The organism is Aquincola sp. J276 (genome assembly GCF_024700035.1).
GTDB classification, from domain to species: domain Bacteria; phylum Pseudomonadota; class Gammaproteobacteria; order Burkholderiales; family Burkholderiaceae_C; genus Aquincola; species Aquincola tertiaricarbonis.
Genome location: NZ_JAJONC010000002.1, coordinates 356962 through 374023, shown reverse-complemented (window position 1 = coordinate 374023; position 17062 = coordinate 356962). Strand labels below are relative to the sequence as shown.

At 72.6% G+C, this 17062-nt stretch carries 15 protein-coding genes; 7 read left to right on the top strand and 8 right to left on the bottom strand.

Annotated features, from left to right (window positions below):
- The first annotated feature begins 51 nt into the window (after nucleotides 1–51).
- The 5 genes from LRS14_RS19570 to LRS14_RS19550 are packed head-to-tail and all read left to right on the top strand — an operon-like array spanning nucleotide 52 to nucleotide 5277.
- On the top strand, nucleotides 52–723 hold the full coding sequence (locus LRS14_RS19570) for a GntR family transcriptional regulator (protein ID WP_046111920.1): 672 nt from the start codon (nucleotides 52–54) through the stop codon (nucleotides 721–723).
- A complete protein-coding gene (gene ilvD, locus LRS14_RS19565) occupies nucleotides 720–2447 on the top strand; it encodes a dihydroxy-acid dehydratase (protein ID WP_257800737.1) in 1728 nt (575 codons plus the stop codon). Before LRS14_RS19570 ends, ilvD begins: the two co-directional genes overlap by 4 nt.
- On the top strand, nucleotides 2444–3274 hold the full coding sequence (locus tag LRS14_RS19560; protein ID WP_257800736.1) for a hydroxypyruvate isomerase family protein: 831 nt from the start codon (nucleotides 2444–2446) through the stop codon (nucleotides 3272–3274). Before ilvD ends, LRS14_RS19560 begins: the two co-directional genes overlap by 4 nt.
- On the top strand, nucleotides 3271–4233 hold the full coding sequence (locus tag LRS14_RS19555) for an NAD-dependent epimerase/dehydratase family protein (protein WP_046111923.1): 963 nt from the start codon (nucleotides 3271–3273) through the stop codon (nucleotides 4231–4233). Before LRS14_RS19560 ends, LRS14_RS19555 begins: the two co-directional genes overlap by 4 nt.
- A gap of 42 nt (nucleotides 4234–4275) precedes the next feature.
- Nucleotides 4276–5277 (top strand): Bug family tripartite tricarboxylate transporter substrate binding protein, encoded by a 1002-nt coding sequence (locus tag LRS14_RS19550; RefSeq protein WP_046111924.1) that lies wholly within the window; start codon nucleotides 4276–4278, stop codon nucleotides 5275–5277.
- Here LRS14_RS19550 and LRS14_RS19545 read toward each other — a convergent pair.
- A complete protein-coding gene (locus tag LRS14_RS19545; protein WP_257800735.1) occupies nucleotides 5264–6322 on the bottom strand; it encodes a YafY family protein in 1059 nt (352 codons plus the stop codon). The two genes, LRS14_RS19550 and LRS14_RS19545, sit on opposite strands and share 14 nt — an antisense overlap.
- A gap of 85 nt (nucleotides 6323–6407) precedes the next feature.
- Between LRS14_RS19545 and LRS14_RS19540 the strand changes: the two genes are divergently transcribed.
- On the top strand, nucleotides 6408–7640 hold the full coding sequence (locus LRS14_RS19540; protein ID WP_257800734.1) for an NIPSNAP family protein: 1233 nt from the start codon (nucleotides 6408–6410) through the stop codon (nucleotides 7638–7640).
- A gap of 21 nt (nucleotides 7641–7661) precedes the next feature.
- Here the strand turns inward: LRS14_RS19540 and LRS14_RS19535 are convergent, their stop codons facing one another.
- Nucleotides 7662–10214 (bottom strand): PAS domain-containing protein, encoded by a 2553-nt coding sequence (locus tag LRS14_RS19535; protein WP_257800733.1) that lies wholly within the window; start codon nucleotides 10212–10214, stop codon nucleotides 7662–7664.
- Nucleotides 10215–10430: 216 nt separating this feature from the next.
- Here LRS14_RS19535 and LRS14_RS19530 point away from each other — a divergent pair, with 216 nt between their 5' ends.
- The gene (locus LRS14_RS19530; RefSeq protein ID WP_046111926.1) at nucleotides 10431–10688 is read left to right on the top strand and encodes a helix-turn-helix domain-containing protein; all 258 of its coding nucleotides are present in this window, start codon (nucleotides 10431–10433) and stop codon (nucleotides 10686–10688) included.
- A gap of 3 nt (nucleotides 10689–10691) precedes the next feature.
- Here the strand turns inward: LRS14_RS19530 and LRS14_RS30365 are convergent, their stop codons facing one another.
- The 6 genes from LRS14_RS30365 to LRS14_RS19495 form a co-directional block, all read right to left on the bottom strand.
- A complete protein-coding gene (locus LRS14_RS30365; protein WP_052736124.1) occupies nucleotides 10692–12278 on the bottom strand; it encodes a methyl-accepting chemotaxis protein in 1587 nt (528 codons plus the stop codon).
- A 125-nt stretch (nucleotides 12279–12403) separates the two neighbouring features.
- A complete protein-coding gene (locus LRS14_RS19515; protein ID WP_257800732.1) occupies nucleotides 12404–13306 on the bottom strand; it encodes an SDR family NAD(P)-dependent oxidoreductase in 903 nt (300 codons plus the stop codon).
- A 19-nt stretch (nucleotides 13307–13325) separates the two neighbouring features.
- Nucleotides 13326–14267, bottom strand: a complete 942-nt coding sequence (locus LRS14_RS19510) for a 3-keto-5-aminohexanoate cleavage protein (RefSeq protein ID WP_257800731.1) — start codon at nucleotides 14265–14267, stop codon at nucleotides 13326–13328.
- 28 nt (nucleotides 14268–14295) lie between these two features.
- Nucleotides 14296–15030, bottom strand: a complete 735-nt coding sequence (locus tag LRS14_RS19505) for an ABC transporter ATP-binding protein (RefSeq protein ID WP_257800730.1) — start codon at nucleotides 15028–15030, stop codon at nucleotides 14296–14298.
- On the bottom strand, nucleotides 15027–15794 hold the full coding sequence (locus LRS14_RS19500; protein ID WP_257800729.1) for an ABC transporter ATP-binding protein: 768 nt from the start codon (nucleotides 15792–15794) through the stop codon (nucleotides 15027–15029). The genes LRS14_RS19505 and LRS14_RS19500 overlap by 4 nt, the downstream gene beginning before the upstream one ends.
- Nucleotides 15791–17062, bottom strand: a complete 1272-nt coding sequence (locus tag LRS14_RS19495; RefSeq protein WP_404977592.1) for a branched-chain amino acid ABC transporter permease — start codon at nucleotides 17060–17062, stop codon at nucleotides 15791–15793. Before LRS14_RS19495 ends, LRS14_RS19500 begins: the two co-directional genes overlap by 4 nt.

Here is a 17062-nt window from a genome sequence, read left to right as displayed (position 1 = left end):
GCAGCGGCTATCGTCGCGGCACTTTGATCTTTGATCAAAAGTGCCCTGACCATGCCCGCCCACGAACCGCCCCTGACGATCAACGAGACCGTGTACCGCACGCTGCGCGACCAGCTGATGCGCGGCGACTTCGCGGCCGGCCAGTGCCTGGGCATCGAGGAACTGGCCCAGGCGATGAATACCAGCACCATGCCCGTGCGGGCCGCGCTGCAGCGGCTGGCCGAGCAGCAGGCGGTGCAGCGCAGCCGCAGCCGGTCGATGCAGGTGCCGCTGCTGAGCCTGGAGCGGCTGGAAGACATCCGCCGCTGCCGCGTGGTGGTGGAAGGCACGCTCACCGAATGGGCGGTGCCGCACCTGGACGAGGCGCAGGTGGCGCTGCTGGCGCAGCTGGCCCGCAAGATCGCGCAGGCGCTGCGCAGGCAGTCCACGGTGGAGGAAGGCCTGGTGCAGAACCAGCGCTTCCACTTCACCCTCTACCAGGCCGCCCGCTCGCCCTCGATGCTGCCCCTGGTGGAAAGCCTGTGGCTGCAGTCGGGGCCCTACCTGCGCGCCGCGCGCGCGCTGATGCACCGCGCCCGCGGCCAGGACCTGGACTTCCACGACCGCATCCTGCAGGCCATCGTCGATGGCGACGCCGCCGCTGCGCGTGCGGTGATGGAGCAGGACGTGGCCTGGGCCTTCGACCGCCTGCGCGAAGCCCCCGTCAACCTGCTGGCCGCATGACCCCACCCGATCGCCCCCCGCTGCACAAGCACCGCTCCCGCGTCGTCACCGAAGGCATCACGCGGGCGCCGCACCGCGCCTTCTTGCGGGCCACCGGCTTCGACGACGAGGCGCTGGGCAAGTCGGTCGTCGGCATCGTCAGCACCCAGGGCGAGAACACGCCCTGCTCGATGGCGCTGGCGCCGCAGGCCGACCGCGCCCGGCTGGGCGTGGCTGCCGGCGGCGGCGTGCCGGTGAGCTTTTCCACCGTGTCGGTGTCCGACGGCACCTCGATGAACCATGCCGGCATGCGCATGAGCCTGGTCTCGCGCGAGGTCATCGCCGACAGCGTGGAGGTGGCGGTGCGCGGCCATGCGTACGATGGCCTGGTCGCCTTCGCCGGCTGCGACAAGACGCTGCCGGCGATGATGATGGCGCTGGCCCGGCTCAACGTGCCCGGCGTGTTCGTGTACGGTGGCGCCACCCTGCCCGGCCATGCACGCGGTGCGCAGGCCACCATCCTCACCACCATCGAGGCGGTGGGCGCGGTGCAGACCGGCGCGATGACGCCCGAGGCCCTGGCCGCCACCGAGCGCAGCTGCACGCCCACCGCGGGCTCCTGCCCCGGCCAGTTCACCGCCAACACCATGGCGATGGTGGGCGAGACGCTGGGCCTGTCGCCGCTGGGCTCGGCCATGGTGCCGGCGGTGTACAGCGAACGCCTGGCCATCGCCCAGCGCGCCGGCCGGCAGGTGATGCAGACGCTGGCCCGCGGCTGGCCGCTGCCGCGCGACCTGGTCACGCGCCAGAGCCTGGAGAACGCCTGCGCCGCGGTGGCCGCCACCGGCGGCTCGACCAATGCGGCGCTGCACATCCCGGCCATCGCGCACGAGGCCGGCGTGCCCTTCAGCCTGGACGACGTGGCCGCGGTGTTCGAGCGCACGCCGCTCATCGCCGACCTGCAGCCCGGCGGCCGCTACCTGGCGCGCGACCTGCACGAGGTGGGCGGCGTGCCGGTGGTGCTAAAGGCGCTGCTGCAGGGTGGCCACCTGCATGGCGACGTGCCCACGCTGGACGGCCGCAGCCTGGCCGAGGCGCTGGCCGACGCGCCCGAGCCGGACGGCCAGGTGGTGCGCCCATGCAGCCAGGCGCTGCAGCCCACCGGCGGCGTGACGGTGCTGCGCGGCAACCTGTGCCCCGAGGGCGCGCTGCTGAAGGTGGCCGGCCTGCGCTCGCTGCAGTTCACCGGACCCGCGCGGGTGTTCGAGGACGAGGACAGCTGCATGGCTGCGGTCTCGGCGCGGCAGTACCAGGCCGGCGAGGTGCTGGTCATCCGCAACGAAGGCCCGCGCGGCGGGCCCGGCATGCGGGAGATGCTCAGCGTCACCGCCGCGATCTACGGCCAGGGCATGGGCGAGGCGGTGGCCCTGCTCACCGATGGCCGCTTCTCCGGCGCCACCCGCGGCATGAGCATCGGCTACGTGGGCCCGGAAGCGGTGCTGGGCGGCCCCATCGCGCTGCTGCGCAGCGGCGACGTGATCCGCATCGACGCCGCCGCCGGCACGCTCGAGGTGATGCTGCCCGACAGCGAGCTGGCCGCCCGCCGCGCGGCCTGGCAGGCGCCGGCGGCGCCGCGCCTGGGCGGCGTGCTGGAGAAGTACGCGCTGGTGGTGCGCCCGGCACGCCTGGGCGCGGTCACGCATTCGGGCGCGGTGGACTGGCCCTACGAGGCGCCGGGGCCATGAAGCTGGCCGCCAACCTGCTGCACCTGTACCGGGAGCTGCCGCCGCTGGCGCGTCCGCAGGCCGCCGCGGCCGATGGCTTCGACGGCGTGGAGTGGCCGTTTCCCTATGCGCATGCGCCGGCCGTGGTGGCCGAGCGGCTGCGCTCGGCCGGCCTGCCGCTGGTGCTGCTGAACACGCCGCTGGGCCCCGACGGCGAACCCGGCCTGGCCGCGGTGCCGGACCGCGAAGCGCAGTTCCGCGACGGGGTGGAACGGGCGCTGGCGATGGCGCAGCACACCGGCTGCCACCGGCTGCACCTGATGGCCGGCCGGCCGCCCTGCCCGGCGGCCGGTGTTGCAGCCGATGGTGCGGCCCCGCTCGACGCCGCCACCCGCGACCTGCTGCAGCGCCGCCTGCAGTGGGCCGCCGCGCTGGCTGGCCAGGCCGGCGTCATGCTGCTGCTGGAACCGCTGAACCGCCACGACGCGCCGGGCTATGCCTACCACCGGCCGGCGCAGGTGCTGCTGCTGCTGCGCACGATGGCGCTGCCCGGGCTTCGCCTGCAGTTCGACCTCTACCATGCCGAGCGCGAAGGCCTGCCGCTGCCGCAGGCGCTGCAGGAGGCCGCCGGCTGGATCGGCCATGTGCAGATTGCTCAGGCCCCCGACCGCAGTGCGCCCGACCTGGCCCGGCCAGCCACGGTGCAGGCGCTGCGGGCCCTGGCCGCGCTGGAGGCCGGCGGCTGGCTGGGCCTGGAATACATCCCCCGCGGCCGCACCGCCGACAGCCTGGCCTGGCGCCAGCCGCTGCGCGCGCTGCTGCAGCATGAGCAGGAGCATCCGGCATGAAGGTGCTGATCACCGGCGCCGACGGCTACATCGGCCGCGCCCTGGCCCGCCGCCTGGCCGCCCCCGGCGCGCAGCTGCAGGGCCGGCCCATCGAGCGGCTGCTGCTGTGCGACCTGCGCCTGCCCGCCGCGCCAGCGGCCGGCTGCGTGGCCACGGTGGAGGGCAGCATCGCCGAGGCCGGCGTCATCGAGGCCATCACCAGCGATGCGCCCGACGTGGTCTTCCACCTCGCCAGCATTCCCAGCGGCCAGGCCGAGGCGCAGTACGCGCTCGGCCTGCAGGTCAACGTGCTGGCCACGCTGGCGCTGGCGCAGGCACTGGCGGCGCCTGCTGCACGGCGGCCGGCGCCCACCGTCGTGTTCACCAGTTCCATCGCCGTCTACGGCACGCCGCTGCCCGCGCGCATCGACGACGACACGCCGCTGTGCCCCGCGCTGAGCTACGGTGCGCACAAGCAGATGGCCGAGATCTTCCTGGCCGATGCCACGCGCCGCGGCCACCTGCAGGCACGCATGCTGCGGCTGCCCGGCGTGGTGGCGCGACCGCCCACGCCCACCGGCGCGCTGTCGGCCTTCTCCAGCGAGCTGATGCGCGCGCTGGTGCAGCGCCGGCCGCAGGTGTGCCCGGTGTCGCCGCAGGCCACGCTGTGGCTGCTGTCGCTGCAGGCTTGTCTGGACAACCTGCTGCATGCCGCCGAATGCGCGCCCGACCGGCTGGGCGGCACCGCGGCCTTCAACCTGCCGGCGCTGCATGTGCGCGTCGATGCGCTGGTGCAGGCCTTCGACGCGGCTTTTCCCGGCGCGGCGGCCGGCGTGACCTACCGGCCCGACGAGGCGCTGGAAGCGCAGTTCGGCCGCCTGCCGCCGCTGCACACCGCCCGCGCCGATGCCGCGGGCTTCCGCCATGACGGCAGCCTGCCGGTGCTGGTGCAGCGCGTGGCGGCTGCGCTGGCCGAGTGATCTTTGTGCGCCATGCAGGCGCGATCCACAGGAGACGACACCATGCACACCACGCGACGTGAGTTCATCCGGCGCAGCGCCGCCCTCTCGAGCCTGCCGGGCCTGGGGCTGCTGGGCACGCAGGCGGCCCAGGCCCAGGCGGCCGCGGTCGACGCGCTGCGCATCGTCACCGGCTTCGCGGCGGGCGGCACCTCCGACACCGTGTGCCGGCGCGTGGCCGAAGGCCTGCGCGGCACCTATGCACGCAGCACGCTGGTGGAGAACAAGACCGGCGCAGGCGGGCAGATCGCCATCGCCAGCATGAAGACGGCGCCGGCCGACGGCACCGTGATGCTGCAGACGCCGGCCTCCATGCTCACCATCTATCCGCACATCTACAAGAAGCTGCAGTACGACCCATTCAAGGACCTGGTGCCCGTGTCGGTGGCCTGCACCTTCGAGTTCGCGCTGGCGGTGGGCCCGTCGGTGCCGGCCTCGGTGACCAACGTGCCCGAGTTCCTGGCCTGGGTGAAGGCCCATCCCGACCAGGCCAACTTCGGCTCGCCGGCCGCCGGCTCCACGCCGCACTTCACCGCCGAGATGCTCAGCCGCGCCGGCAATGCCGCGATGCGCCATGTGCCCTACCGCGGCACGCAGCCGGCGGTGCTGGACCTGACCGGCGGCCAGATCGCCTCGGTCAGTGGCCCGGTCGGCGACTTCCTGCCGCACCTGGCCGGCGGCCGCGTGCGGCTGCTGGGGGTGTCGGGCGCCAAGCGCAGCCGCTTCGTGCCGCAGGTGCCCACCTACGCCGAGCAGGGTTTCAAGGACGTGGTGACCGACGAATGGTTCGCCTTCTACCTGCCGGCCGGCACATCGGCGGAGATGGCCCAGCGCGCCAATGCCGCGATGCGCAGCGCGCTGGCCAAGCCGGAGGTGATCGACGGCCTGTCGGCCATGGGGCTGGAGGCGCGGTCGTCGACCCAGGCCGAGCTGCTGGACATGCAGCGCCGCGACACCGAGCGCTGGGGGCCGGTGGTCAAGGCGGTGGGCTTCACGGCCGAGTAGCGCGCCGAGCGGCCGGCGGGGCGGCCGCATCCCGCCGAGCGGCCGGCGGAAAGGCCGCGTGCCGCTGGGCCGCCTGCGCCGCCAGCCGCGCCACCTCTGCACGCAGCGTCGGCGGCGCCAGCGCCTCGGCCTCGCCGCCATAACCCAGGATCTGGCGCGCGCCCTGCTCGATGGATTCCAGCGGCAGCTGCACGCAGCACCAGCCTGCGGTCGCCCTGCGGCGCCTGGCCGGCATGGCCTGCGGCATCGGCACTTCGGCGAACCGGCTGCGAGCGTGCCGCAGCCAGTTCAGCGCGCGGGGCGACACCAGCACCTGCGCCTGCAGCGGCCGCAGCCCGGCTTCGAAGCGCTCGGCCGACGCTTGCCAGAAGCCCGCCAGGTCGAAGCCGCGCGGCCGCCTGAAGCCGGTGCGCTGCACCTGCAGCGACTGCATGCTGGCCAGCCGGTAGGTGCGCACCTCGGCCGGCCCCGGCCCCTTGCCCACGCCGCGTGCCACCAGGTACCAGGCGCCCGCCTTCAGCACCAGGCCCAGCGGCTCCAGCTCGCGCTGCGAAGGCCCGCGCCAGCTGGTGTAGTCGATGCGGATGCGCCGGCCGCGCCACACCGCATCGGCCGCCTCGCGCAACCAGGCCGGTGCTTCGGCGGTGCGGTACCAGTCCAGCGGATCGATGTGCAGCCGCTCCGCCACGGTGGACGCGGCACTGCGCAGCGGCGCCGGCACGCTGGCCACCAGCTTCAGCCGGGCCGATGCGGCCGCATTGCCCAGGCCCAGTTCCATCGCCGGGCCGGGCAGGCCCGCCAGCAGCAGTGCGCTGGCCTCGGCCTCGTTCATGCCGGTGAGCTGGGTGGTCCAGCCCGGGCGCAGCTGGAAGCCGCCCTGCCGCCCACGCTCGCCCCACAGCGGCACGCCGGCGGCGGAGAGCTGGTCGATGTCGCGCAGGATGGTGCGCTCCGACACCTCCAGCGCCCGCGCCAGCGCACCGGCCGTGCAGCGGCCCCGCGCCTGCAGCAGCATCAGGATGGACAGCAGGCGGCTGGCTTTCATGGGTGGGTCTGCGAAATCACGACAGGCCTTGTCATGTTATGCGCCGCAGCATGCGGGCCTTGACCTCATCCACAGGAGCCACCGCATGGCCATCAACGATTTCGACTTCCTCGTCGGCCGCTGGACGTCCCGCCAGCGCCGCCTCCTGCACCGCCTGCAGGGCAGCCAGGCGTGGGAAAGCTTCAGTGGCCGCTCCGAGGTGCAGCAGCTGCCCGGCGGCCTCATCAACTTCGACACCCTGGAGGCCGAAGGCTGGCGGCCGGGCTGGGTGGGCATGTCGCTGCGGGTGTTCAACATCGCCACCGGGCTGTGGAGCATCCATTGGCTGACCCATGACGGCGATGGGATCGATGCCGCCGGCCGGCTGTCGCCACCGGTGGTCGGCCGCTTCGAGGGCGACCACGGCGTGTTCGAGGGCGAGGATGAGTGCGACGGTCGCCCGGTGCGCGTGCGCTTCGAGTGGCAGCGCCAGGGCGCCGACCGCGCCCGCTGGCAGCAGGCCTTCTCGGCCGACGGCGGCCGCAGCTGGGAGGTGAACTGGGTCATGGAGTTCGAGCGCGAGCCCTCCGCGACGCCGCCGGTGGCCGAGGCCGCCATGCCCATCGACTGCGAGGTGGTGGAGCTGCGCCGCTACCGGCTGCACCCCGGCCAGCGGGAACGCCTGGTCGCGCTGTTCGACACCCAGCTGGTGGAGCCCCAGGAAGAAGCCGGCATGGTGGTGATGGGCCAGTTCCGCGACCTGGATGCAGGCGACCGCTTCGTCTGGCTGCGCGGCTTCGCCAGCATGGCCGCGCGGCGGCAGGCGCTGCAGGCCTTCTATGACGGGCCGGCATGGCAGCGGCACCGGCAGGCGGCGAATGCCACGATGATCGATTCCGACGACGTGCTGCTGCTGCGGCCGGCCTGGCCGGGCGCCGGCGTGGCGATGCAGGGCCGCCGCCGGCCCGCAGGCCCGGTGCGCATGGCCCCGGCCGGCCTGCTGCAGGCCTGCATCCTGCCGCTGCGCGAGCCGGCCCTGCCGGCCCTGCTGGACTTCTGCCGCCACACGATGGCGCCCTGCCTGCAGGCCGGTGGCGCGCAGGTGCTGGGCTGGTACGTCACCGAGCCCACGCCCAATGACTTCCCCCGGCTGCCGGTGCACCAGGACGAACCGCTGCTGGTGGGCCTGGCGATGTTCCCGCAGGCGGCCGCGTTCGATGCCTTCGTGCAGGGTGGAAGCTGGGCCCGCCAGGTGCAGCCCGGGCTGGCCGGGTGGCTGGCCGGCACGCCGCAGGTCCACCGGCTGGTGGCCACGGCCCGCTCCGCGCTGCACGGCTGAGCGGCCGCGCGCGGCCCCGCGTCAGCCCGGCGCGTCCAGCACTTCGCGCACCCGCGCGGCCAGCTGGTCGATGGTGAAAGGCTTGCCGATGAGCTGCACGCCGGCATCCAGCACGCCGTTGTGCACCACCGCGTTGCGGGTGTAGCCGGTGGTGAACAGCACCCGCAAGCCCGGCCGGCGGCGCACCGCCTCGTCGGCCAGCTTGCGGCCGTTCACTTCGGGCATCACCAGGTCGGTGAACAGCAGCGCGATGTCGGGATGGGCCTCCAGCAGCAGCAGCGCCGCGGCCGCGCCGTCGGCCTGCAGCACGTGGTAGCCCAGCTCCTGCAGCGCCTCCACCGAGAACTGCCGCACCGCCGGCTCGTCCTCCACCACCAGCACCGTCTCGCGGCCATCGGCCAGCGGCATCGCGCGGGCGGGGCGGGCGGGCACTTCGTCGGCCACCGGGCCGGCCAGCCGCGGCAGGTAGATCTTGGCCGAGGTGCCCTGCCGCAACTCCGAATACATCATCACGTGGCCCCCGGACTGCTTGACGAAGCCGTACACCTGGCTCAGGCCCAGGCCGGTGCCGCGGCCCACCTCCTTGGTGGTGAAGAAGGGATCGAAGGCCTTGGCCATCACCTCGGGCGACATGCCGGTGCCGGTGTCGCTGACGGCGATGAGCACGTACTGCCCGGCCATCAGGCCCGGGGTGTCGGCCACATAGCGTTCGTCCAGGTGGCAGTTGGCCGTCTCGATGGTCAGGCGCCCGCCCTCGGGCATCGCGTCGCGGCCGTTGACGGCCAGGTTGAGGATGGCGCTCTCCAGCTGGTTGGGGTCCACGTGCGCGCGCCACAGGCCGCCGGCCAGCACCGTCTCCAGCATCACCGCGCCGCCGAGCGAATGGCGCAGCAGGTCGGACATGCCGGCCACCAGCTTGTTCACGTCCACCGCCACCGGCTGCAACGGCTGCTGGCGCGAGAAGGCCAGCAAGCGCTGGGTGAGCTGGGCCGCGCGGCGGGCGCCCTCGCGCGCCGCCTCCACATGGCGGGCGGCGCGGGCATCGTCGCCCACGAAGCGACGGGCCAGCAGGTCCAGCGAGCCGATCACCACCGCCAGCATGTTGTTGAAGTCGTGCGCGATGCCGCCGGTGAGCTGGCCCACCGCCTCCATCTTCTGCGACTGGCGCAGCGCCGCCTCGGTGCGCAGGCGCTCGGCCACCTCGCTGGCAACGCGGCGCTCCAGCGTGTCGTTCAGCTCGCGCAGCGCCAGCTCCGCCTGGTGGCGCTCGGTGACGTCCTGGAACAGCACCGCCACCTGGCGGCGCGAGGCCGGCTCCACCCGGAAGGCGGCCAGCTCCAGGTAGCGGCCGGTCTTCTCCAGCTCGCGCTCGAAGCGCAACGGCTCGCCGGTGAGCAGCACCTCGCGGTAGATGCGCACCCAGCCCTCGGCCTCCAGCGGCACCATGTCGCGCACCCGCCGGCCCACCACGTCGTCGATGCCGGCATTGGCGGTGAAGGCCGGATTGGCCACCACGTGCAGATAGTCGCTCAGCGGGCCATGCGGGCCGTCCAGGAACTCGATGATGCAGAAGCCCTCGTCCATCGCATCGAACAGGGTGCGGAACTGGCGCTCGCTTTCGCGCAGCGCGGCCTCCGAGGCGCGGCGCTCGCTCAGGTCCTGCATGGCGCCGATCATGCGCAGCGCCCGGCCTTGCGCATCACGCAGCACGGTGCCGCGGTCCAGGATCTCGGCATGGCTGCCGTCGGCGCGGCGGAAGCGGTACTCCTCGGTCCAGCTGCTGCCGCCGCCCTCGATCACCGCATGGATGTCGGCCTCGACGCGGGCACGGTCGTCGGGATGGATGTGCGCCAGCCACCAGTCGGCGGTGGTCTCCTTCAGCGCATGGCCGAACAGCGTGGCCAGTGCCTCGTTCCACACCACCTGCCCGTCGGACAGCCGCCAGTCCCACACCGCGTCGTTGGTGGCCAGCACGGCCAGCCGGTAGCGTTCCTCGGTCTCGGTCTTCTGCGCCTGCCGCAGCCGGGCCTCCGCCTCGCTGCGCACCAGGTCCTGCAGCGCCTGCACCTTGGCGGTGGTTTCCCACACGCTGCAGATCACGCCGCGCACCGTGCCATCGAGGTCGCGCAGCGGCGAATAGGAGAAGGAGAACCAGGCCGGCTCGTCGCGCCCCTGGCGCCGCACCTGCAGCGGCAGGTCCTCCCGGTACAGGCCCTGACCGGACAGCGCGCTGTCGATCAGCGGCCCGATCTCGGGCCAGATCTCCGACCACACCTGCCGCAGCGGCGCGCCCATCGCCTGCGGATGCTTGTCCTGCAGGATCAGCGCGTAGGGCTCGTTGTAGACCATGGACAGCGCGTCGCCCCAGCCCAGCCACATGGGCACCGGCGTGTCCAGCATCAGAGAGACGGCCGAGCGCAGCGCCGGCGGCCAGGCCGTGGGCGGGCCCAGGGCGCTGGCATGCCAGTCGGGCTCGGTCAGCAGGGGGGCGGTGGCGGTGCCATCGGCCAGGAAGTGCGGCGAGCCGGGCGGCGTACTGCCAGGGCGCCGTGGGATCGCGCAATCTTCGGTCATGCCGTCTTGCCCGGTGCTTGCCGTCCGGGGGCGGGAGGTGGGACGGGCCATTCTGGCCCACCCGGGGGCGGACTGCTTTCAGGGCGCCAGCGGCAGCGGCTCGCCGGCGATGGGAAGGCCCAGGCGGCTGCCGGGCTGGGTCTCGTCCAGCCGGCGACCGGCCGACAATCGGCGCCCCGGCGCTGACGTCCAGCGCCGGCCACCCGGGACGGCTCCATGGCGCAAGGCAAACGCATCTCCACCGACATCGACGACAGCGCGCTGGCGGCCATCAAGGCCCTGGGCGCGGCCGCCCGGCAGGCCCGCACGGCCGCCGGCGAAGGCCAGGCGCTGGCCGCCGGCCGGCTGGGGGTGCATGTGCAGACCATCGCCCGCATCGAGGCGGGCGAGCCCGGCGTGGCCATCGGCCATGTGATGGGGCTGCTGGCGCTGTACGGCCTGTCGGCACGGCTGGAAGGGCCGGCGGTCGCGTGATGCTCAGCCCACGTGGGCAGCCGGCTGGCCCGGCTCGGTGCGGAACACCGACACCGTGGCCACCAGCTGGCCGGCCTGGTTGCGCAGGCTTTCGGCGGCGGCGGCGCTCTCCTCCACCAGCGCGGCGTTCTGCTGCGTCACCTGGTCCAGCTGCGTCACCGCATCGTTGACCTGGCCGATGCCCTGCGTCTGCTCCTGCGTGGCCGAGCCGATCTCGCCGAGCAGGTCGCTCACGCGGCGCACCTGGCTGACGATCTCGTCCATCGTGCGGCCGGCATCGGCCACCAGCGTGGCGCCGCGCTCCACCTTCTCGACGCTGGCGCCGATCAGGCTCTTGATCTCCTTGGCCGCCTCGGCCGAGCGCTGGGCCAGGGTGCGCACCTCGCCGGCCACCACCGCGAAGCCGCGGCCCTGCTCGCCGGCGCGGGCGGCTTCCACCGCCGCGTTCAGCGCCAGGATGTTGGTCTGGAAGGCGATGCCGTCGATCACCGAGATGATGTCGGCGATGCGGCGGCTGCTCTCGGTGATGTCGTCCATGGTGGAGACCACCTGGCCCACCACCTCGCCACCCTGGCCGGCCACCTGGCTGGCCGAGCTGGCCAGCTGCGCCGCCTGGCGGGCGGTGTCGGCGTTGTTCTTCACCGTGGCATTGAGCTGCTCCATCGAGGCGGCCGTCTGCTGCAGGTTGCTGGCCTGTTCCTCCGTGCGCTGCGACAGGTCGGCATTGCCGGTGGCGATCTGCGAGGCGCCGGTGGCGATGCTGTCGGAGCCGGCACGGATGTCGCCCACGATGCGCAGCAGGGACTGCTGCATCTCCTGCATCGCGGCCAGCAGGCTGTCGCGGTCGCCGCTGCGCAGCCGCACCGGGGCCGACAGGTCGCCCTGGGCGATGCGGCGCACCACCTCGGCCGCGTACTGCGGCTCGCCGCCCAGCTGCCGCACCACGCTGCGCGTCAGGCCCACCGCGGCGCCGATGCCCATGAGCAGCGCCAGCAGCGTGCCGCCGACCATGGCCAGCCGGCCGTTGCGGTAGCTGGCGGCGGCCTCCTGCGCCGATTCGCGGTTGAGCTGGTCGATCAGGGTCGTCAGCTCGCCGATGGTCCGCAGCCATTCCTGCTCCACCGGCAGCACCTCGTTCAGCAGCGTGGCCAGGGTCTCCTCGGCCTTGTTCTGCAGGCCCAGCTGGGCCGCCTTGTCGATCAGCGGCTGGGTGCGCTCCTGCAGCTGGTCGATCTTGGCCAGCAGCGCCATCTCCTGCGGCGTGCCCCCGGAGTCCTTGTACAGCCGCGCGAGCTCGGCGCGGGCGTTGGCATAGTCGGCGCGCAGCTTGGGCAGGCGCTCGAACTCGGCCGCCATCTGCTTCTCGTCGGTCATCAGGCCCAGGTTGCGCACCAGCGCGGCCACGCGGTTGGTGGACAGGCGCATCTCCATGGCGCGGGCGTATTGCACGTTGTTCACCTGCACGATGTCGTCCAGGGCGGCCTGCGTGCTGGCCATGCGCGTGACGCCGAGGACCGACACCGCCACCATCGTGGTGAGGATGGCGCCGAAGCCCAGGCCCAGGCGCGTCGAAAGGGAAATGCTGTTCACGTGAACCACCTGCCAGAAATTGAAAATGCACCCTGTTGGGGCGCCCTTCCCGATTTCGGGCAGCAGGTGGCGGTATTGAGGACCGCGTGGCAACTGTTACGGAGGCGCGGCCGCCGCCGCTGCTGTTACAAGGCCGACGCCTTGGCCACCTCCAGCTCGTACTGCTCCCAGCCCTGGCGGGGCACCCGCTCGCCCTCGCGGGCCGCCACCTCGCCCAGCCGGGCCGCCAGCCGCTGCGCGACCGCACCATCGTCGGCCAGGGCGATGCCGCGGGTCATGGTCACGTGGGCGCATTCGAAGCTGCCGGCACCGGCCAGCAGGATGCTGCGCGTGGGTGCATCGTCGGCGGCCAGCACCACCACGGCCGGGCTCACCCGCTCGGGCGTCAGGCGAGCCAGGGCCTCGGGCGGCAGCAGGCCTTCGGTCATGCCGGTGGCGGCGCTGGGTGCGAGGCAATTGACGCGGATGCCATGGCGCTCCCCCTCGATGGCCAGCGTCTGCATCAGGCCCACCAGCGCCATCTTGGCCGCGCCGTAGTTGGCCTGGCCGAAGTTGCCGTACAGGCCCGACGACGAGGTGGTGAACACGATGCGGCCATGCCGCTGTTCCTGCATCGTGGCCCACACGGCCTTGGTGCAGTTCACGGAGCCCATCAGGTGCACCTCCAGCACCAGGCGGAACTCGTCGAGCGTCATCTTGGCGAAGCTGCGGTCGCGCAGGATGCCGGCGTTGTTGACCAGGATGTCCAGCCGGCCCCAGGTGGCCAGCGTGTGCTCGGCCATGGCCTGCATCTGCTCGAAGCGGGTGACGTCGCCCAGCCGCACCAGGGCCTGGCCACCCTGCGCGGCGATCTCCTCGGCCACCGCCTGCGCGGCCGCCTCGCCCTGCGGCGTGGGCGGCTCGTTGAGCACCACCCGCGCACCGTGGCGCGCCAGTTCCAGCGCATGGGCGCGGCCCAGCCCGTTGCCTGCGCCGGTGACCACGGCCACCCGGCCGTCCAGCATCCTGCGGTTCGTCTCGTCGTTCATCGTCTGCATCGTCCTGCGTTCAGAAAGCCACGGCCTGGACGCCCTTCAGGCCCAGCATCGCCCGCGCCTCGGCCGGCGTCGCCACGTCCAGCGACAGCTCGTCGAGGATGCGGCGGATCTTGCGCACCTGCTCCGCGCAGGTCATGGCCAGCTGGCCGCGGCCGAGGTAGAGGCTGTCCTCCAGTCCCACGCGCACGTTGCCGCCCAGCACCGCGCCCATGGTCAGCAGCGGCATCTGGTGGCGCCCCGCGCCCAGCACCGAGAAGCGGTACTGGCCGCGGCCGAACAGGCGGTCGGCGGTGGTCTTCATCGTCATCAGGTTCTCGGGGTCGGGGCCCAGGCCGCCGAGGATGCCGAAGATGCCCTGGATGAACAGCGGCCCCTTCACCAGGCCCTCGTCGACGAAGTGCGCCAGGTTGTACAGGTGGCCGATGTCGTAGCACTCGAACTCGAAGCGGGTGCCGGCCTCCTCGCCCAGCACCCGCAGGATGTGGCGGATGTCGGCGAAGGTGTTGCGGAAGATCAGGTCCTCCATGCCTTCCACGTACGGCTTTTCCCACTCGTGCTGCCACTCGGTGATGCGGCGCGCCACCGGGTGGATGGAGAAGTTCATCGAGCCCATGTTCAGCGAGCACATCTCGGGCTTGGCGATCAGCGGATAGGCGAGCCGCTCGGCCAGCGTCATGCGGGTGCTGCCGCCGGTGGTGATGTTGATGACCGCATCGCAGGCGTCGCGGATGCGCGGCACGAACTGCGCAAACACCGCCGGGTCGGCGGTGGGCCGGCCATCGGCCGGATCGCGGGCATGCAGGTGCAGGATGGCCGCGCCGGCCTCGGCCGCCTCGATCGCCTGCTCGGCGATCTGGTCGGGCGTGAGCGGCAGGTACGGCGACATCGTGGGCGTGTGCACCGAGCCGGTGACGGCGCAGGAGATGATGACCTTGTCGTTGGGATGTGGCATGTCGGGCCCTGGTGGAGTGGAAGGAGGGCTACACCGCCAGCCACTGCGCCAGCAGCGCGGTGTCGGCCTGCAGCGCCTGCGGCGTGCCCTCGAAGACGATGTGGCCGTGGCCCATCACGAACACGCGGCTGGAAACCTTCATCGCGATGGCCAGCTTCTGCTCCACCAGCACCACCGCCACGCCGCGGCGGTGCATGTCCTGGATGCATTCGCTGACCTGGGCCACGATCCTGGGCGCCAGGCCTTCGGCGGGCTCGTCGATCAGGATCACGCGCGGGTTGCCGAGCAGCGAACGGCAGATGGTGAGCATCTGCTGCTCGCCACCCGACAGGCTGCCGGCCGGCGTGTGGCGGCGTTCCTTCAGCCGCGGGAAGTAGTCGAACATCTGCGCCAGCGTCCAGCGCGGCGCGCCGTCGGTCGGCGGCTGCTCGCCCATGTGCAGGTTCTCTTCCACGCTGAGGTTGGCGAACACCTCGCGTTCCTCGGGCACGTAGGCGATGCCGGCGCGGCAGATGGCATGCGGCCGCTGGCCGGCCAGCGCACGGCCGCCCAGCCGCACCTGCCCGCCGGTGGGCGGCACCAGGCCCATGATGGCCTTGAGCGTGGTCGAGCGGCCCGAACCGTTGCGGCCCAGCAGGCTCACCACCTCGCCGGGCCGCACGGACAGGCTCACGCCGCGCAGGATGTGGCTCTTGCCGTAGTGGGCCTGCAGCTGGTCCACCTGCAGCAGTGTTGTGTCGTCGGGCGTCCCGACCGCGTTCATGCCGCCACCTCCGCATCCTGCGGCTCGCCCAGGTAGGCCTCGCGCACCGCGGGGTCGTTGCGGATCTCCTGCGGCGTGCCGGTGGCGATCACCTGCCCGTACACCAGCACGCTGATGCGGTCGGCCAGCGCGAACACCACGTCCATGTCGTGCTCCACCAGCAGCAGCGCACGGCCCTGGGTCACCTCGCGGATCAGGTCCAGCGTGTGGCCGGTCTCCTCGGTGGACATGCCGGCCATCGGCTCGTCCAGCAGGATCACGCGCGGGTCGCTGGCCAGCGTCATCGCCAGCTCCAGCGAGCGCTGGCCCGAGTACGACAGCTCCCCCGCCAGCTCCTGCGCATGCCGCTGCAGCCGCACCTGCTCCAGCAGCCAGTCGGTCTCCTCGCCCAGCACGGCGATGCGGTCCACCGGCCGCCAGAAGGTGTACTGCAGGCCGTGGCTGCGCATCACCGCCAGGCGGATGTTCTCGAACACGCTGAGCCTGGGAAAGATGTTGGTGATCTGGAACGAGCGCGCCAGCCCGCGCCGGTTGATGCGCTGCGGCGGCAGCCCGTCGATGCGGCGTCCCTCGAACCGCACCTCGCCCGCGGAAGGCCGCAGGTTGCCGGAGACCAGGTGGAACAGCGTGGACTTGCCGGCGCCGTTGGGGCCGATGACGGCACGGCGTTCACCGGGCGGCAGCTCCAGGTCGATGCCGCGGATGATCTCGGTGGCGCCGAACGACTTGCGCAGCCCGCGGATGGAAAGAATGGATTCGGTCATGCGGCGTCCCGCTCCTGCAAGGCAGTGATCCGTTGGTGGGCCAGCCGGGCCAGCGCCGCGCCGGCGGCCAGCAGCACCAGCGGCAGCAGCCAGGTGCTCACGGCATCGGGCGCCCAGGCGCGGCCGAAGAGCTGCAACGGCGGCCAGCCTTCCTGCATGCGCGCCAGCGCGCGCCAGTCCTGCGAGCACAGCCGCTGCAGCGCTTCCAGCAGGAACACGCCGCCCGCGGCCAGCAGCAGCGCTGCGGCCATGCCGGCCGCCACGGCAGGCAGCACCGGCGCCGCGCCATGCCGGCGCAGCAGCCTGGCAGTGGCGGTGAACACGCCGGTGATGCCCTGCGGCACGAACAGCATCACCAGCACGAACAGCACGCCCTGGTACAGCAGCCACAGCTGGGTGGTGTCGGACACCGCATAGCCGAAGAAGGTCATCACCGCTGCGCCGAGCGCGGGCCCCAGGAAGGTGCCCACGCCACCGATGTAGCTGTTGAGCACCACCGCGGCCGACACGCTGGCGTCGAACACCACGTAGTTCACCGCCTCGTTGCTCAGCACCTGCAGCCCGCCCGCCACGCCCGAGAACATGGCCGACAGCGCAAAGGCCGACACGCCCAGGCCGTGCACGTCGTAGCCCAGGAAGCGCAGCCGGTGCGCGTTCTCGCGCAGGCCCAGCGTGAGGCGGCCCAGCGGCGTGCGGCTGTGGAACCACAGCGCCGCCAGCGACAGCAGCACCCAGCCCAGCACCACGTAGTACACCTGCACGGTGGAGCCGAAGTCGAAGCCCCAGGCCGGCATGCGCATGGTGGACACGCCCGATTCACCGCCGAACCAGCCGGGCAGCTGCGGCGCCAGCGAATGCAGCAGCTCGGCGATGGCCAGCGTGATCATCGCGAAGGCGGTGCCCGCGCGCTGGGTGGCGAACCAGCCCGCCACCACGCCCACCGCCAGGCCCACCAGGCCGCCCACCAGCGGCAGCAGCGGCGTGGGCAGCAGGCCGGCGCCGCCCAGCGCATTCATTGCGTGCGCGGTGGCGAAGGCGCCCACGCCGAAATAGGCCGCATGGCCGAAGGACAGCATGCCGGCACGGCCGCTGAGCAGGCTGTAGGCACAGGCGAACAGCGCCGAGATCAGCATCTGCACCGATGCATTGAGCAGGCCGCTGCTGAGCAGCGCCGGCAGCGCCAGCAGCAGCGCGACCAGCAGGCCGAGGGGCAGCAGCGCCGGCATGGACACGGCGGGGCCGGCCAGGGGCAGGGAATGGCTGCGCAT

What these genes read in the sequence shown, in the direction of transcription:
- LRS14_RS19570 (WP_046111920.1), top strand. Translation starts at nt 52, where the DNA reads ATGCCCGCCCACGAACCGCCCCTGACGATCAACGAGACCGTGTACCGC.
- LRS14_RS19560 (WP_257800736.1), top strand. Translation starts at nt 2,444, where the DNA reads ATGAAGCTGGCCGCCAACCTGCTGCACCTGTACCGGGAGCTGCCGCCG.
- LRS14_RS19500 (WP_257800729.1), bottom strand. Translation starts at nt 15,794, where the DNA reads ATGACCGAATCCATTCTTTCCATCCGCGGGCTGCGCAAGTCGTTCGGC.
- LRS14_RS19555 (WP_046111923.1), top strand. Translation starts at nt 3,271, where the DNA reads ATGAAGGTGCTGATCACCGGCGCCGACGGCTACATCGGCCGCGCCCTG.
- LRS14_RS19515 (WP_257800732.1), bottom strand. Translation starts at nt 13,306, where the DNA reads ATGAACGACGAGACGAACCGCAGGATGCTGGACGGCCGGGTGGCCGTG.
- LRS14_RS19550 (WP_046111924.1), top strand. Translation starts at nt 4,276, where the DNA reads ATGCACACCACGCGACGTGAGTTCATCCGGCGCAGCGCCGCCCTCTCG.
- LRS14_RS19495 (WP_404977592.1), bottom strand. Translation starts at nt 17,062, where the DNA reads ATGCGCAGCCATTCCCTGCCCCTGGCCGGCCCCGCCGTGTCCATGCCG.
- LRS14_RS19535 (WP_257800733.1), bottom strand. Translation starts at nt 10,214, where the DNA reads ATGACCGAAGATTGCGCGATCCCACGGCGCCCTGGCAGTACGCCGCCC.
- LRS14_RS19545 (WP_257800735.1), bottom strand. Translation starts at nt 6,322, where the DNA reads ATGAAAGCCAGCCGCCTGCTGTCCATCCTGATGCTGCTGCAGGCGCGG.
- LRS14_RS19530 (WP_046111926.1), top strand. Translation starts at nt 10,431, where the DNA reads ATGGCGCAAGGCAAACGCATCTCCACCGACATCGACGACAGCGCGCTG.
- LRS14_RS19540 (WP_257800734.1), top strand. Translation starts at nt 6,408, where the DNA reads ATGGCCATCAACGATTTCGACTTCCTCGTCGGCCGCTGGACGTCCCGC.
- LRS14_RS19505 (WP_257800730.1), bottom strand. Translation starts at nt 15,030, where the DNA reads ATGAACGCGGTCGGGACGCCCGACGACACAACACTGCTGCAGGTGGAC.
- LRS14_RS19510 (WP_257800731.1), bottom strand. Translation starts at nt 14,267, where the DNA reads ATGCCACATCCCAACGACAAGGTCATCATCTCCTGCGCCGTCACCGGC.
- ilvD (WP_257800737.1), top strand. Translation starts at nt 720, where the DNA reads ATGACCCCACCCGATCGCCCCCCGCTGCACAAGCACCGCTCCCGCGTC.